Origin of the sequence: Synechococcus sp. PROS-9-1, assembly GCF_014279775.1 — a bacterium.
In the GTDB taxonomy this organism is placed as follows: Bacteria; Cyanobacteriota; Cyanobacteriia; order PCC-6307; family Cyanobiaceae; genus Synechococcus_C.
In genome coordinates this window covers 410,080-423,275 of record NZ_CP047961.1, presented here as the reverse complement: position 1 = coordinate 423,275, position 13,196 = coordinate 410,080, and the positions used below count along the sequence as shown (strand labels likewise).

The window sequence follows — 13,196 nt, the reverse complement described above, 5'->3', positions numbered from 1 at the left end:
ATGGCTACCGCAACATCCAAAGCAGCCCCAGCTGAGCGCATCAAGATGCGCCTTCGTAAAGGCGACACCGTTCAGGTGATTGCCGGAAAAGACAAAGGCAAAACAGGAGAAGTCCTGCGCACTTTGCCAAACGAAAACCGGGTGATCGTGGAGGGGCTCAATATGAGAACCCGTCACGTCAAGCCCACACAAGAAGGTGAGACTGGACGAATTGTCACTGAAGAAGCATCACTCCATGCTTCCAACGTGATGTTTTATTCCACAGCCAAAAAGGTTGCCAGTCGCATTGAACTGATTACCGAAAAAGACGGCAGCAAAAAGCGCCGCCTTAAGAAAACAGGCGAAGTGATCGACTGATCATCTCAATCGCTCTTCTGACCAAGCCCAGAAGTCCTTTCCCCCATCCATGTCACTAAAACAGCGCTATCGGGAGACCATTCAGCCAAAATTGCTGAAAGACTTGAGTCTCTCCAACATTCATGAAGTTCCCAAGGTGATGAAAGTCACCGTTAACCGCGGACTCGGCGAAGCAGCCACCAATGCAAAGTCTCTCGAGGCTTCGGTGAACGAATTGGCCCAAATCACAGGCCAAAAAGTTGTCATCACCAGAGCCAAGAAAGCCATTGCAGCTTTCAAAATCCGCCAGGGAATGCCGATTGGATGTGCTGTCACCCTCCGGGGTGATCGCATGTATGCGTTTCTAGAACGCTTCATCAACTTGGCGCTGCCCCGCATTCGGGATTTTCGAGGCGTCAGCCCGAAAAGTTTTGATGGCCGTGGGAATTACACCGTGGGAGTCAGAGAGCAAATCATCTTCCCTGAGATCTCCTTCGACAAGATCGACGCCATCAGAGGCATGGACATCACAATTGTGACGTCTGCCCGCACGGATGAAGAGGGCAGGGCCCTCCTCCGCGAGATGGGAATGCCATTCCGCAGCAACTGAGCCCCCCTCGGAAACCACTATGGCTAATCACGACCCAATTTCCGACATGCTCACTCGCATCCGCAATGCGAGTGAAAAACGTCACGAGTCCACAAAAGTTCCAGCTTCTCGCATGTCCCGCAGCATTGCCAAAGTGCTGCAACAAGAGGGATTTATCGCTGAAATCAGCGAGCAAGGCGAAGGCGTCCGCACCGAATTGGTGCTGGAGCTCAAGTACAGCGGCAAACACCGCCAACCCACCATTCGCTCCATGCAACGGGTCAGTAAGCCTGGCCTCCGCATTTACAAAAACACGCGCGGCCTGCCCAAGGTCCTCGGAGGACTAGGGGTAGCCATCATCTCCACCTCCAAGGGAGTGATGAGCGACCGCGACGCCCGCAAGCAAGGCGTGGGCGGCGAAGTGCTCTGCTACGTCTATTGACCCGGAACCTTAACCATGTCACGTATTGGTAAAAACCCAGTCCCCATTCCCGACAAGGTGAATGTCACACTCGACGGTCTCGCCGTCACGGTGAAGGGACCCAAGGGTGAGCTCAAACGCACCCTTCCTATCGGTGTGAGTGTCAGCCAGGTGGATAACTCCATCGTGGTTGCGCCAACCAGCACAAAACGTACATCCCGTGAACGCCACGGTCTGTGCAGAACTCTCGTCTCCAATATGGTGATCGGAGTCAGCCAGGGTTACTCCAAAAAGCTGGAGATCGTTGGCGTGGGCTCACGAGCCCAGGTCAAAGGCAAAACTCTCGTTGTAAGCGCTGGCTACAGCCATCCCGTTGAAATGGTGCCCCCTGAAGGCATCACTTTCACGGTGGAGAACAACACCAACGTCACCGTCTCAGGCACCGACAAGGAATTGGTTGGCAATGAAGCCGCCAAAATCCGCGCCATTCGTCCTCCCGAGCCCTACAAAGGCAAAGGAATTAAATATGCGGGCGAGCGCATCCTGCGTAAGGCAGGAAAGTCGGGCAAGAAGTAATTCACTGCCAGACACCCTTCAGCTTTACCCACCATGTCGACCCTTTCCCGCAAACAGCAGACCCAGAAACGCCACAGGCGTCTGCGTCGCCATCTCAGTGGCACTGCCGATCGTCCCAGACTGGCCGTGTTTCGCTCCAACAGTCACATCTACGCTCAGTTGATCGACGACGAAGCTCAGAGCACTCTGTGTTCTGCTTCAACCCTCGATAAAGACCTGCGCTCCAGCATCAAAGCTGATGGCAGCAGCTGTGATGCGTCCGTTGCCGTTGGCGACTTAGTGGCCAAACGTGCCATTGCCAAAGGCATTCAACAAGTTGTCTTCGACCGAGGCGGCAACCTGTACCACGGCCGGGTGAAAGCTCTTGCCGATGCCGCCCGGGAAGCGGGCCTTCAGTTCTGATCCTGCTCTCACTATGACGACCGAACCCAACAACCAGACCACCTCCAACGACGTGCCATCGGCTTCTGACGTTCCAGCAGCAGCTGAAGGTCAAGGCCAACAACAGGAGCAGCGCCGCGGCGGCGGCGGCGGCCGCGGTGACCGTCGCGGCGGCCGCGGTGACCGTCGCCGCGGCCAAGAACGCGATTCCGAATGGCAAGAGCGCGTTGTGCAGATCCGAAGGGTCTCCAAAACCGTCAAAGGCGGCAAAAAGATGAGCTTTCGCTCCATCGTTGTTGTCGGCAATGAGCGCGGTCAGGTCGGCGTTGGTGTCGGCAAGGCCGGCGATGTCATCGGTGCCGTACGCAAGGGCGTCGCTGATGCCAAAAAGCACCTGGTGAAAGTTCCTCTGACCCGCCATAACTCGATCCCGACTCTGTCGACTGGTCGTGAAGGCGCAGCGAGTGTTCTCATCCGTCCAGCTGCTCCTGGTACTGGTGTAATTGCCGGTGGATCCATCCGTACGGTGCTCGAGCTCGCAGGCATTAAAAATGTCTTGGCAAAACGCCTAGGGAGCAAAACTCCTCTCAACAACGCTCGGGCTGCCATGGTGGCCCTACAACTGCTCCGCACTCACAAGGAGACAGCCAAGGAACGGGGGATCTCCCTCGAGCAGATCTACTCCTGATTTCCCCCATGACTCTCAGACTCGAATCTCTTAAACCCAACAAAGGTGCTCGTCGGCGCAAACTGCGTAAGGGACGTGGCATCGCAGCTGGTCAGGGCGCTAGCTGCGGTTTCGGCATGCGCGGACAAAAATCTCGCTCAGGCCGTCCCACCCGTCCTGGATTTGAAGGCGGTCAGATGCCGCTTTATCGCCGGGTGCCAAAGCTCAAGCACTTCACCCTGGTCAATCCGAAATCATTCACTGTTATCAACGTGAGTGCTCTGAACGACATCAAGGCTGGCAGCACTGTCAATCTCGATTCGCTCGTCAAGGATGGCATTGTGACTAGCCCTAAGAGTCCTCTCAAGATTCTTGGCAACGGTGAATTGAAAGCAAAGCTCACCATTCAGGCTGCTGCCTTTACAGCCTCTGCTCGCGCCAAAATCGAAGCTGCCGGTGGGACCTGCGAGGTTCTCGACTGATCTCGCCAATACGATCTGCTCTGCGCAGATCTAAGGTCTGAGCCGTCCCACTGGATTCCGATCCGGGGACGGCTTTGCTGCATCAGCCCCATTCTTTTCTTCCTTCTCCATGCTTGTCAGTCGGGGACGTAACCCCAGCGCCACTGAAGTGATTACCCAGTTGGTGCAGAACCCTGAGCTGCGCGGCCGGGTTCTCACAACTTTGGGTCTGCTCATGCTTGTCCGGCTGGGGATCTACATCCCCATGCCTGGGATCGATCGTGTTGCTTTTGAGCAATTTATTGAGCAGGGCGGAACACTCATTGGTTTCCTTGACATTTTTACCGGGGGCGGAATCTCCACCCTTGGCGTTTTTGCCCTAGGCATCCTGCCTTTCATTAACGCCTCGATCATTATTCAATTGCTTACCGCCTCGCTCCCCCAGCTCGAGGACTTACAGAAAAACGAAGGAGAAGCAGGGCGTCGAAAAATTGCCCAAATCACCCGCTACGTGGCTCTGGGATGGGGAACGGTTCAGAGCGTCATTTTTGCGATGATTCTTCGCCAATATGCCGTTGAAGGATTAAGCGACGTCGTCTTTGTTGTGCAAACAGCGCTGGCGTTGGTCACTGGCTCAATGATTGTGATGTGGCTCAGTGAAGTCATCACAGAACGAGGAATCGGACAGGGAGCATCCCTTGTGATCTTTTTGAATATCGTGGCCACCCTGCCGAAGGCCTTGGGTTCAACGATTGAGAAAGCTCAGACGGGAGACCGGGGAGATGTCCTTGGCATCATTGTCCTGGTCTTGGTCTTCCTGATCACAATTGTTGGAATCATCTTTGTTCAGGAAGGTGCAAGACGCCTACCAATCGTCAGCGCCAAGCGACAGGTAGGAGGTACAGCGCTCCTCCCAAGTCGTCAGAGTTATCTCCCCCTCAAGCTCAATGCCGGTGGAGTGATGCCAATTATTTTCGCGTCAGCCCTCATCTTTTTGCCGATCACGATCGCAAACGTCACCAATAATCCAATCCTGATTCGAGCAGCGAGTGCTTTAAATCCTGGCGCAGCCAATCCATGGCCTTACGCAATCGTGTTTTTCTCACTGATTTTGGGATTTTCCTATTTCTATTCGTCGCTTTCCCTCAACCCAAATGATATGGCCACCAACCTCAAACGAGGCGGAGTTGCCATTCCAGGAGTGAGACCCGGAAGTGCAACAGCTACCTATCTGGAGGGTGTCAAAAATAGATTGACCCTTCTTGGCGGACTTTTCCTTGGGGCTGTGGCCATTATTCCCTCAGCCGTTGAGAGGGCCACAGGAGTCACAACCTTCCAAGGGCTTGGAGCCACCTCACTTCTGATCCTGGTTGGTGTCGCCATCGACACCGCCAAGCAGGTTCAGACCTACGTGATCTCCCAACGATATGAAGGACTTGTTCGCCAATAAGGAATTACCACCAGTCAACCCAATTCCCATGAAACAACGACTGCTTTTTTTAGGCCCTCCCGGCGCTGGTAAAGGAACCCAAGCGGCACTTTTGTGTGAGCGACATGGGTTACGTCACCTCTCAACCGGCGACCTGCTTCGCGGGGAAGTCTCTGCTGGAACCGAACTTGGCAAACAAGCCGAGACCGTGATGAATCGCGGTGAGCTTGTAAGCGACTCACTCGTGCTGGCCATCGTGAAAGCTCAGCTCGGAGCACTGAATGGCCAGGGATGGCTTTTGGATGGATTCCCCCGCAATGTTGCACAGGCTGAGGCACTCGATCCGCTACTCCAAGAGCTCAACCAACCCATCGAAGCCGTGGTGCTTCTTGAGTTGGATGACGCCGTCCTCATCGAACGTTTGCTCTCAAGGGGACGCGACGACGACAACGAAGCCGTGATCCGCAATCGGCTCGTGGTCTATGCCGACAAAACAGAGCCCCTAATTGAGCATTACCGTCAACGTGGCCTGCTCCAATCGGTGGAAGCCCATGGCAACATCGAAGAGATCAGTGAACGCATCGAAGGTGTTCTTGCCTAGGTCGCTGTGGTAAATTCGCTGTTTGGAATTATGGAGAGCCACACCCCATGAAGGTGCGCGCCTCGGTCAAGAAAATGTGCGAAAAGTGCCGGGTGATTCGTCGCCACGGCCGGGTGATGGTGATTTGCCCAAACCCTAAGCACAAGCAGCGCCAGGGATGATCCCTAGCTCCACACTCTGACCGCATCATTCGCCGCCGAAAGGCGGCAACTGTCCCCCCTCGATTATTTGCTCAGTGGCAAGGATTGCTGGTGTTGACATTCCCCGCGACAAGCGGATCGAAGTCGCACTTACTTACATCTACGGAATCGGCTCAACCCGGGCCAAGACCATCCTCACCAAAGCCGGAGTCAACCCTGACATCCGCGTCAAGGATCTAGAGGACAACGATGTGCAGAAATTGCGCAACGCCACTGATTCCTTCACGATCGAGGGAGATCTGCGGCGTCAAGAGGGCATGGCCCTCAAGCGCCTGCAAGACATTGGTTGCCTGCGTGGCCGTCGTCATCGGATGAGCCTTCCAGTGCGCGGTCAACGCACCCGCACCAACGCCCGCACCCGCCGTGGCGCCAGGAAGACCGTGGCCGGCAAGAAGAAATAAGCCTGCCCGATTCAATCGGTCTCTCTCTTCATTCATTACAGCCCTACCCCCCTCAGGCTCTAGCCCATGGCCAAGCCAGCAAAGAAATCAGGCCCCAAGAAGGCAAAGCGCAACGTCCCCAACGGAGTTGCCCACATTCAAAGCACGTTCAATAACACGATCGTGTCGATTACAGACACCACTGGAGAAGTTATCTCCTGGTCATCGTCTGGAGCCAGTGGGTTTAAAGGGGCTCGCAAAGGCACACCTTTTGCAGCTCAGACCGCTGCAGAAGCGGCAGCTCGACGCGCTCTTGAGCAAGGCATGCGCCAAATCGAAGTGCTTGTTCGTGGCCCAGGTTCCGGACGGGAAACAGCCATTCGAGCCCTCCAAGTTGCTGGCTTAGAGATCACTTTGATCCGCGACGTCACTCCCCTACCCCATAACGGGTGCCGCCGCTCTAAGCGGCGTCGCGTCTGAAGATCTCAGCAAATTAGTCCAGGCCCACTTCCACTCTCTCCGCTTCAGCCCGTGTTGCAATACCAGATCGACCGTATCGAGCATCAGATCAGCGATGATCGCTCGCAAACCGGTGTTTTTCTCATCGGTCCCCTCGAGCGTGGTCAAGCAACGACTCTCGGGAACTCCCTCCGACGGATGCTCATGGGCAACCTCGAGGGCACTGCCGTCACTGCTGTCCGCATTGCTGGAGTTAACCACGAATACGCCACCATCCCTGGTGTACGCGAAGACGTGCTTGACATCCTTCTCAACTGCAAGCAGCTCACTGTTGACAGCCGTACAGACGAGCTGGAAATCGGCCGTCTGATCGTCTCCGGCCCTGCAACGGTTAAAGCAAAGGATCTGCAGTTCTCGTCACAAGTCCAAGTGGTGGATGGTGAGCGTCAGATTGCCACTGTCAGCGAGGGGCACAGCCTCGAACTGGAAGTGCATGTTGAGCGAGGCGTTGGTTATCGCCCCGTTGATCGCCACAACGAAGACACCAGTTCCATTGATCTGCTGCAGATCGATGCTGTGTTTATGCCTGTTCACCGCGTGAATTTCACGACGGATGAAACAGCTGTTGCCGAGGGTGGATCTGCTCGCGAACGACTCCGCATGGAAGTTGTTACCGATGGGTCGATGACCCCGGATGACGCGATTGCACAGGCTGCCAATCAGCTCATTGAGCTGTTCCAGCCTCTAGCCACCGTCACCATGGTGGAAGAGCCAGGGTTAGAACCTGAACCTTCAGCTGAAGCTCAAATTCCACTGGAAGAGCTTAATCTTTCTGTTCGGGCTTACAACTGTCTTAAGCGCGCACAGGTAAATTCAGTCTCTGACCTGATGGGTTTCAGTTACGAAGATCTTCTCGAGATCAAAAACTTTGGCTCGAAGTCAGCTGATGAAGTGATCGAAGCTCTCGAGCGCATCGGCATTTCGATTCCCCAAAGTCGCACTAGCGTCTGATCCTTACGTCCTTCAGTTTTCTCTTAGAACCATGCGCCACCAATGTCGAGTTCCCTTGCTGGGCCGCCCGGCTGACCAACGCAAGGCGTTGCTTCGCGGACTCACAACACAGCTCATCCGCGAAGGCAGGGTGACGACAACAAAAGCGCGAGCAAAGGCTCTGCGTGATGAAGCCGAACGGATGATCACGTTGGCAAAAAACGGCAGTCTCGCCTCCAGGCGAAGGGTGCTGGGCTACGTCTACGACAAGCATTTGGTCCATGCCCTCTTTGATAAGGCGCCAACGCGCTATGGGGATCGCAACGGTGGATACACCCGCATCACCCGCACGGTGCCCCGTCGTGGCGACAATGCTGAAATGGCCATTATCGAGCTGGTCTGATTCATTCAATCAGCACAGCTTCATCCGTGTTGCCTGTGGTGCTAAATCCCTCGTCTGAGGCTGAAAGCCCAATTCTTCAAAGAATTGCGATCAGCTTGCAGTACGAGGGATCTTTTTTTTGCGGTTGGCAACGTCAGACCCAGGGTCGTGGTCAGAGCGTGCAAGCAGTCCTGGAAAAAGCGATTGCGGCACTCGATCCATACCGCCCCATTAAGGCAATTGCCGCTGGAAGAACAGACGCCGGTGTCCATGCCTCAGGACAAGTCGTTCATTTTGACTGCAGCGGTCCCATACCAGCCAGTCGATGGGCACCAGCGCTCAACGGACGCCTTCCTTCAAGCATCCGCGTGAGAGAAGCAATCCAACGTCCCCTGAGCTGGCATGCCTGCTATTCAGCAAGCTATCGGCGATATCGATACACGATTTACAACGGACGTCGTCCCAATTTATTTTTAGCGCCCTGGAGTTGGCATCGATACCACAGACGACTCGATGAGCAAGCGATGGCACAAGCCCTCTTTGCATTAATAGGAGAGCATGATTTTGCTGCCTTTCAACGCGCAGGCAGTCGCCGATCTCACTCAAGAACAACCATCCAAGACGTCAACATTGAACGTGACGGAGATCTCTTGATCGTTGAGATTCAAGCCAGCGGCTTTTTATATGGAATGGTTCGGCTCTTGATGGGGCAGCTCATCGCTGTCGGCGAACACCGCCTAACCCCGAAAAGATTTGAACAGCGCTGGAGGGAATGTCGACGTGACGAAGTGAGAGAAGCCGCCCCACCCCATGGCCTTTGCCTGCTGAGAGCCGGATACCCGGAGGATCTATTCAGCGAAGGTGGCTGGTACGATTGCCAACCGCGGTTTGCTTTGGCGACGTGTGATCCTCCTCCGGATCCACCGCCTTGGCCGCAAAACCAATAAGCCCATTGCCTGAGGGAGCCAGTTTGCCGGTCTAGGAATCAAAAGCCAAGACCAGTGACAAGGTAAACTCGATCTTTGAGCTTTGATCAGATCCCCAAGGTGATCTGATGCTCCCTGCCCAGCTCCGCCGCTCGCGACGGGGTATATGAGAACCGGCATGCCGGCGCGATGAACAAGACCTCCGTTCCCTCCATTGATTCGATCGACCGCCAGTGGTATCTGGTAGACGCAGAGAATCAAACCCTCGGTCGCTTAGCGACTGAAGTGGCTTCTGTGCTTCGTGGAAAAAACAAAGCCAGCTTCACCCCACATCTCGATACTGGCGATTTTGTGATTGTGGTGAACGCGGACAAGATCCGAGTTTCAGGCAAGAAGCCACAGCAGAAGTTGTATCGCCGTCACTCAGGCCGTCCAGGTGGCATGAAGGTTGAAACCTTCGAGCACCTCCAGGAGCGTCTGCCAGAACGCATCGTTGAGAAAGCCATCAAAGGGATGCTTCCTCACAACGCCCTGGGACGTCAGTTGTTCCGCAAACTCAAGGTTTATAAGGGCACCGAGCATCCCCATGCCGCCCAGCAACCCAAGACCCTCCAGCTCGACCCTGCCGCTTCCGCACAATGAGTAGCTCTAACAACACCGTCGTTTATTGGGGCACAGGTCGCCGCAAGACCTCTGTTGCTCGCGTTCGCTTGGTTCCCGGCAATGGCAAAATCACCATTAATGGGCGTCCTGGCGACAACTATCTGAATTACAACCCTGCCTACCTGGCTGCGGTGAAAGCACCTCTTCAGACCCTGGGGCTCAGCACTGAGTACGACGTCCTCGTCAATGTGCGCGGAGGTGGCCTAACAGGTCAGGCTGATGCGATCAAGCAAGGGGCTGCTCGAGCACTCTGTGAACTCTCTGTCGATAACCGCAAGCCACTCAAAACAGAAGGCCATCTCAGCCGAGATCCTCGTGCGAAAGAACGTCGCAAGTACGGACTGAAGAAGGCCCGTAAAGCGCCTCAGTTCTCCAAGCGCTGATTTTCACCACATCACCCACTTTTTTTGTTTGCCATGCCTAAACCCGACATTCACCCCACCTGGTATCCGGACGCGAAGGTCATTTGCAACGGCGAAGTTGTGATGACCACAGGCTCCACTCAGCCTGAAATCAATGTCGATGTGTGGAGTGGAAATCATCCATTCTTCACTGGCACGCAGAAGATCCTCGACACCGAAGGACGTGTGGATCGTTTCATGCGTAAATACGGGATGGGAAGTCTTGACAACGCCTCGTCTGAGTCGAAGACCGCCAAAGACGAGACATCCAAAGAGTCCTGATTGCTCATAGCGCCCACAAGCTCCCGGATTCCGGGAGCCCAACCTCCTCTCGCGGATTTTTGTCTGCGCTTGGAGGTTTTTTGATTACTGCTCCCTGAGGGGATGGACACAACAACTCTGATCAGTCGCCTGGAAGCGGCCAGCAGCAGCTTCCACAATTTGGAGCGACAGCTCGCAGATCCCGATGTGGCAGCTGATCCACAGCGGCTTGAAACCATTGCCCGAGAGCGCTCACGCCTGGAACCTCTGGTGCTTGATTACACCAGCCTTCAGAAGGTGGAAGCGGAGCAGGTTCAAGCCAAAAGTCTGCTCAAGGAAAGTCGTGGTGATGCCGCCATGGAAGAGTTGGCCCAACAAGAACTGCAAGACCTCGATCGCCAGCATGCCGATCTCGTTCAAAGGATCACCGTGGCTTTGTTGCCAAAGGATCCCAGAGACGAGCGCAGCGTGATGCTGGAAATCCGGGCTGGTGCTGGCGGAGATGAAGCCTGTCTTTGGGCTGGAGACTTAGCGCGAATGTATGAGCGCTTCAGCAGTCGACGGGGATGGAATGTGAAACCTGTCAGCGCTAGCGAAGCTGATTTAGGTGGCTACAAAGAATTGATTCTTTCGGTCAAAGGGGATGCCGTTTTCAGCGAACTGAAATTTGAAGCTGGCGTCCATCGGGTGCAACGGGTGCCCTCAACAGAATCCCAAGGGCGCGTTCATACCTCAACGGCCACGGTTGCCGTGATGCCAGAGGCTGATCCCGTTGAGGTGCAGATCGACCCCCGCGACCTCGACATCAGCACCGCCAGGTCGGGCGGTGCTGGTGGCCAAAACGTGAACAAAGTTGAGACGGCAGTTGACCTCATGCACAAACCAACTGGCATCAGGGTGTTTTGCACCCAGGAGCGCTCGCAAATGCAAAACCGCGAACGCGCCCTTGAGATTCTGCGCGCCAAGCTCTATGAACGCCAACTCGCTGAGGCGAATGCCAGCGAAAGATCGGCAAGGCGCGCCCAGGTGGGAACGGGAGATCGCAGCGAAAAAATCCGCACCTACAACGCTAAAGACAACCGGATGACCGATCACCGCCTCGGCCGCAACTTCAGCCTTGATCCCGTTCTGGAGGGTCAAATGGATGACGTTATCGATGCCTGTATCGCCGAAGAACAACGAGGCAAACTTGCCGATCTCAGCGAACAGACTGATTAAACCAGAGACTGATTAAACAGAGACTGATTGAACAGAGCCCGACTAAGCAGAGACTGATTGCATTTTGACGGGTTCAGCACCAATCACATACTTGGCCCATTCGAGATAGCGACCAGAGTCGATCTGACGTACGGCTTCAAAGCTGAGACTGCTATGAGGACGCCGTGGCACACGATTCAAGGGCATCCCCGCCTCCTCAGGCGTTCGGCTTCCCTTGCGAACATTGCAGCTCAAACAAGCGGTGGTGATGTTGTCCCAACTGTCACCTCCACCGCGACTGCGGGGCATGACGTGATCGATGGAGAGCTGTTCGGTGCGCGAGCCGCAGTACTGACAGCAATTGTTATCCCGCTGAAACACGTTGCGACGTGTTAGGGGAAGCTGGCGAAAGGGCACCCTTACGAACTGAACAAGGCGGATCACGGTTGGAAGATGCGTGCCTTGACGGATCAACTTGCTTTGGTCATGCTCTAACCCTTCCGCTTTGCCTTTCATCAACATCACCATGGCCCGCCGCCAAGTGGTGATGTTCAGCGGCTCGTAGGAGGCGTTGAGAACGAGAACTTGGCCCATGCAAGCCCCCTCAATAATCGCCATGCTATCGAGAATCACAGGGACGTCTCTGTGATCTTCACTACCCTGCTCGCATGCGAGATCAGTTCGCCACCGACCGAAACACCCCCTTAATTCTCAATCCAGGGGAGGCTAACCCTCGCCAGCGCGCCTGGCTGGAGGTGTCGGATTCTGCGATCGAAGCCAATGCCCGCGCCCTAAAACGCCACCTTGGTCCTTCCTGTGATCTGATGGCTGTCGTCAAGGCCGACGGCTATGGCCACGGAGCAGAAACCGTGGCCAAAGCCTCTGTACGTGGTGGTGCATCGAGCTTCGGTGTCGCAACCCTCCAAGAGGGGATCGACCTTAGGAATGCAGGGCTCGATCAACCGGTGCTTGTGTTGGGGCATCTCTCCCAACCCGATGACCTCAGAGCCTGCCTGCAATGGCGGCTGATGCCCACCCTCAGCAGCATGCGTGAGGCCTTGCTCTGTCAAAACCTGGCAGATAGCAGTGGTCGACGTTTCCCCGTCCAACTCAAGGTGGACACAGGGATGACCCGCCTGGGATGCGACTGGAAGGATGGCAACCGGCTGGCCGATGCAATCCAGCAGTTGGATCAACTCAGCCTCTGTGGCATCTACAGCCATTTGGCTTTAGCGGACGGAGAGCGAGACGGACACGCTTGCCAGGTCACCAAGCTCCAAGAAGACCGCTTCGAGAGCATCACGCGTGAATTGCGTAGCCCCACACTGAAAAGGCATCTCGCAAACTCAGCAGGAACCCTGCGGGATACGCGCCTTCACCACGACCTTGTGCGCGTGGGGCTAGCTCTATACGGTCATTGCCCCAGCGAACATCTCGATGGGATTCTCAATCTGGAGCCTGCGATGAGCGTTAAGGCCAAAGTGAGCCTGATCCGCGATGTCCCTGCAGGGGTTGGCGTCAGCTATGGACATCGCTTCATCACCCAGCGACCCAGTCGTCTGGCCGTTGTCAGCATCGGCTATGCCGATGGAGTGAGCCGCTGCCTTTCCGGCCGTATCCATGCGCTCCACGCTGGCCACATGCTTCCTCAAGTGGGAGCCATCACCATGGATCAGCTGATCCTCGATGCCACGGAACACAAGAGCTTGGAAAGCGGTGATATCATCACCTTGCTTGGCCGCGATGGCGAACAAACCATCAGCCCTAGATCCTGGGCGGAACTTGCGGATTCAATCCCCTGGGAAGTGCTCTGCAGCTTCAAACATCGCTTGCCTCGCCTAGTGATCTGAGCACTTGGCAGACCTCTTGGTACGAT

The 13,196-nt window shown here is 55.4% G+C and carries 21 protein-coding genes; 20 read left to right on the top strand and 1 reads right to left on the bottom strand.

Annotated features, from left to right (window positions below; genetic code table 11):
* The 19 genes from rplX to prfA all read left to right on the top strand — a co-directional run bounded on the left by rplX (position 1) and on the right by prfA (position 11,341).
* Positions 1–357 (top strand): 50S ribosomal protein L24, encoded by a 357-nt coding sequence (gene rplX, locus SynPROS91_RS02075; protein WP_041426319.1) that lies wholly within the window; start codon positions 1–3, stop codon positions 355–357.
* 49 nt (positions 358–406) lie between these two features.
* Positions 407–946, top strand: a complete 540-nt coding sequence (gene rplE, locus SynPROS91_RS02070; protein ID WP_186518024.1) for a 50S ribosomal protein L5 — start codon at positions 407–409, stop codon at positions 944–946.
* 19 nt (positions 947–965) lie between these two features.
* Positions 966–1,367 carry a 30S ribosomal protein S8 gene (gene rpsH, locus SynPROS91_RS02065; RefSeq protein WP_006854815.1) on the top strand — a complete coding sequence of 134 codons (402 nt, stop codon included), beginning with the start codon at positions 966–968 and terminating at the stop codon, positions 1,365–1,367.
* Between the two features lie 15 nt (positions 1,368–1,382).
* The gene (gene rplF / locus SynPROS91_RS02060; RefSeq protein WP_186518022.1) at positions 1,383–1,922 is read left to right on the top strand and encodes a 50S ribosomal protein L6; all 540 of its coding nucleotides are present in this window, start codon (positions 1,383–1,385) and stop codon (positions 1,920–1,922) included.
* A 33-nt stretch (positions 1,923–1,955) separates the two neighbouring features.
* The gene (gene rplR, locus SynPROS91_RS02055; RefSeq protein WP_186518021.1) at positions 1,956–2,324 is read left to right on the top strand and encodes a 50S ribosomal protein L18; all 369 of its coding nucleotides are present in this window, start codon (positions 1,956–1,958) and stop codon (positions 2,322–2,324) included.
* A 13-nt stretch (positions 2,325–2,337) separates the two neighbouring features.
* A complete protein-coding gene (gene rpsE, locus SynPROS91_RS02050; protein WP_186518019.1) occupies positions 2,338–2,991 on the top strand; it encodes a 30S ribosomal protein S5 in 654 nt (217 codons plus the stop codon).
* An 8-nt stretch (positions 2,992–2,999) separates the two neighbouring features.
* Positions 3,000–3,452: a 50S ribosomal protein L15 gene (gene rplO / locus SynPROS91_RS02045; RefSeq protein ID WP_186518017.1), complete on the top strand. Its 453-nt coding sequence runs from the start codon at positions 3,000–3,002 to the stop codon at positions 3,450–3,452.
* 109 nt (positions 3,453–3,561) lie between these two features.
* Positions 3,562–4,881, top strand: coding sequence for a preprotein translocase subunit SecY (gene secY / locus SynPROS91_RS02040; RefSeq protein ID WP_186518015.1), 1,320 nt, complete (start codon positions 3,562–3,564; stop codon positions 4,879–4,881).
* A gap of 28 nt (positions 4,882–4,909) precedes the next feature.
* Positions 4,910–5,461 (top strand): adenylate kinase, encoded by a 552-nt coding sequence (locus SynPROS91_RS02035; protein ID WP_186519314.1) that lies wholly within the window; start codon positions 4,910–4,912, stop codon positions 5,459–5,461.
* A gap of 47 nt (positions 5,462–5,508) precedes the next feature.
* On the top strand, positions 5,509–5,622 hold the full coding sequence (gene rpmJ, locus SynPROS91_RS02030; protein ID WP_011618382.1) for a 50S ribosomal protein L36: 114 nt from the start codon (positions 5,509–5,511) through the stop codon (positions 5,620–5,622).
* A gap of 74 nt (positions 5,623–5,696) precedes the next feature.
* Positions 5,697–6,062 carry a 30S ribosomal protein S13 gene (rpsM, locus tag SynPROS91_RS02025; RefSeq protein ID WP_186518013.1) on the top strand — a complete coding sequence of 122 codons (366 nt, stop codon included), beginning with the start codon at positions 5,697–5,699 and terminating at the stop codon, positions 6,060–6,062.
* Positions 6,063–6,128: 66 nt separating this feature from the next.
* A complete protein-coding gene (gene rpsK, locus SynPROS91_RS02020) occupies positions 6,129–6,521 on the top strand; it encodes a 30S ribosomal protein S11 (protein WP_186518006.1) in 393 nt (130 codons plus the stop codon).
* Positions 6,522–6,572: 51 nt separating this feature from the next.
* The gene (locus SynPROS91_RS02015) at positions 6,573–7,511 is read left to right on the top strand and encodes a DNA-directed RNA polymerase subunit alpha (RefSeq protein ID WP_186517997.1); all 939 of its coding nucleotides are present in this window, start codon (positions 6,573–6,575) and stop codon (positions 7,509–7,511) included.
* A 31-nt stretch (positions 7,512–7,542) separates the two neighbouring features.
* Positions 7,543–7,893 (top strand): 50S ribosomal protein L17, encoded by a 351-nt coding sequence (rplQ, locus tag SynPROS91_RS02010; RefSeq protein ID WP_186517995.1) that lies wholly within the window; start codon positions 7,543–7,545, stop codon positions 7,891–7,893.
* Between the two features lie 35 nt (positions 7,894–7,928).
* Positions 7,929–8,819, top strand: a complete 891-nt coding sequence (truA, locus tag SynPROS91_RS02005) for a tRNA pseudouridine(38-40) synthase TruA (protein ID WP_186517993.1) — start codon at positions 7,929–7,931, stop codon at positions 8,817–8,819.
* Between the two features lie 168 nt (positions 8,820–8,987).
* Positions 8,988–9,440 carry a 50S ribosomal protein L13 gene (rplM, locus tag SynPROS91_RS02000; RefSeq protein ID WP_011618379.1) on the top strand — a complete coding sequence of 151 codons (453 nt, stop codon included), beginning with the start codon at positions 8,988–8,990 and terminating at the stop codon, positions 9,438–9,440.
* Entirely contained in the window at positions 9,437–9,844 is a 408-nt protein-coding gene (rpsI, locus tag SynPROS91_RS01995) for a 30S ribosomal protein S9 (RefSeq protein WP_186517991.1), read from the top strand. Before rplM ends, rpsI begins: the two co-directional genes overlap by 4 nt.
* Before the next feature lie 33 nt (positions 9,845–9,877).
* A complete protein-coding gene (rpmE, locus tag SynPROS91_RS01990; protein ID WP_186517984.1) occupies positions 9,878–10,144 on the top strand; it encodes a 50S ribosomal protein L31 in 267 nt (88 codons plus the stop codon).
* Between the two features lie 102 nt (positions 10,145–10,246).
* Positions 10,247–11,341 carry a peptide chain release factor 1 gene (prfA, locus tag SynPROS91_RS01985; RefSeq protein ID WP_186517983.1) on the top strand — a complete coding sequence of 365 codons (1,095 nt, stop codon included), beginning with the start codon at positions 10,247–10,249 and terminating at the stop codon, positions 11,339–11,341.
* 42 nt (positions 11,342–11,383) lie between these two features.
* Here prfA and SynPROS91_RS01980 read toward each other — a convergent pair whose 3' ends face one another.
* Complete coding sequence (locus SynPROS91_RS01980) at positions 11,384–11,914, bottom strand: HNH endonuclease (RefSeq protein WP_186517981.1); 531 nt, start codon at positions 11,912–11,914, stop codon at positions 11,384–11,386.
* Between the two features lie 74 nt (positions 11,915–11,988).
* Here SynPROS91_RS01980 and alr point away from each other — a divergent pair, with 74 nt between their 5' ends.
* Complete coding sequence (gene alr / locus SynPROS91_RS01975; RefSeq protein WP_186517979.1) at positions 11,989–13,170, top strand: alanine racemase; 1,182 nt, start codon at positions 11,989–11,991, stop codon at positions 13,168–13,170.
* Positions 13,171–13,196: the final 26 nt, after the last annotated feature.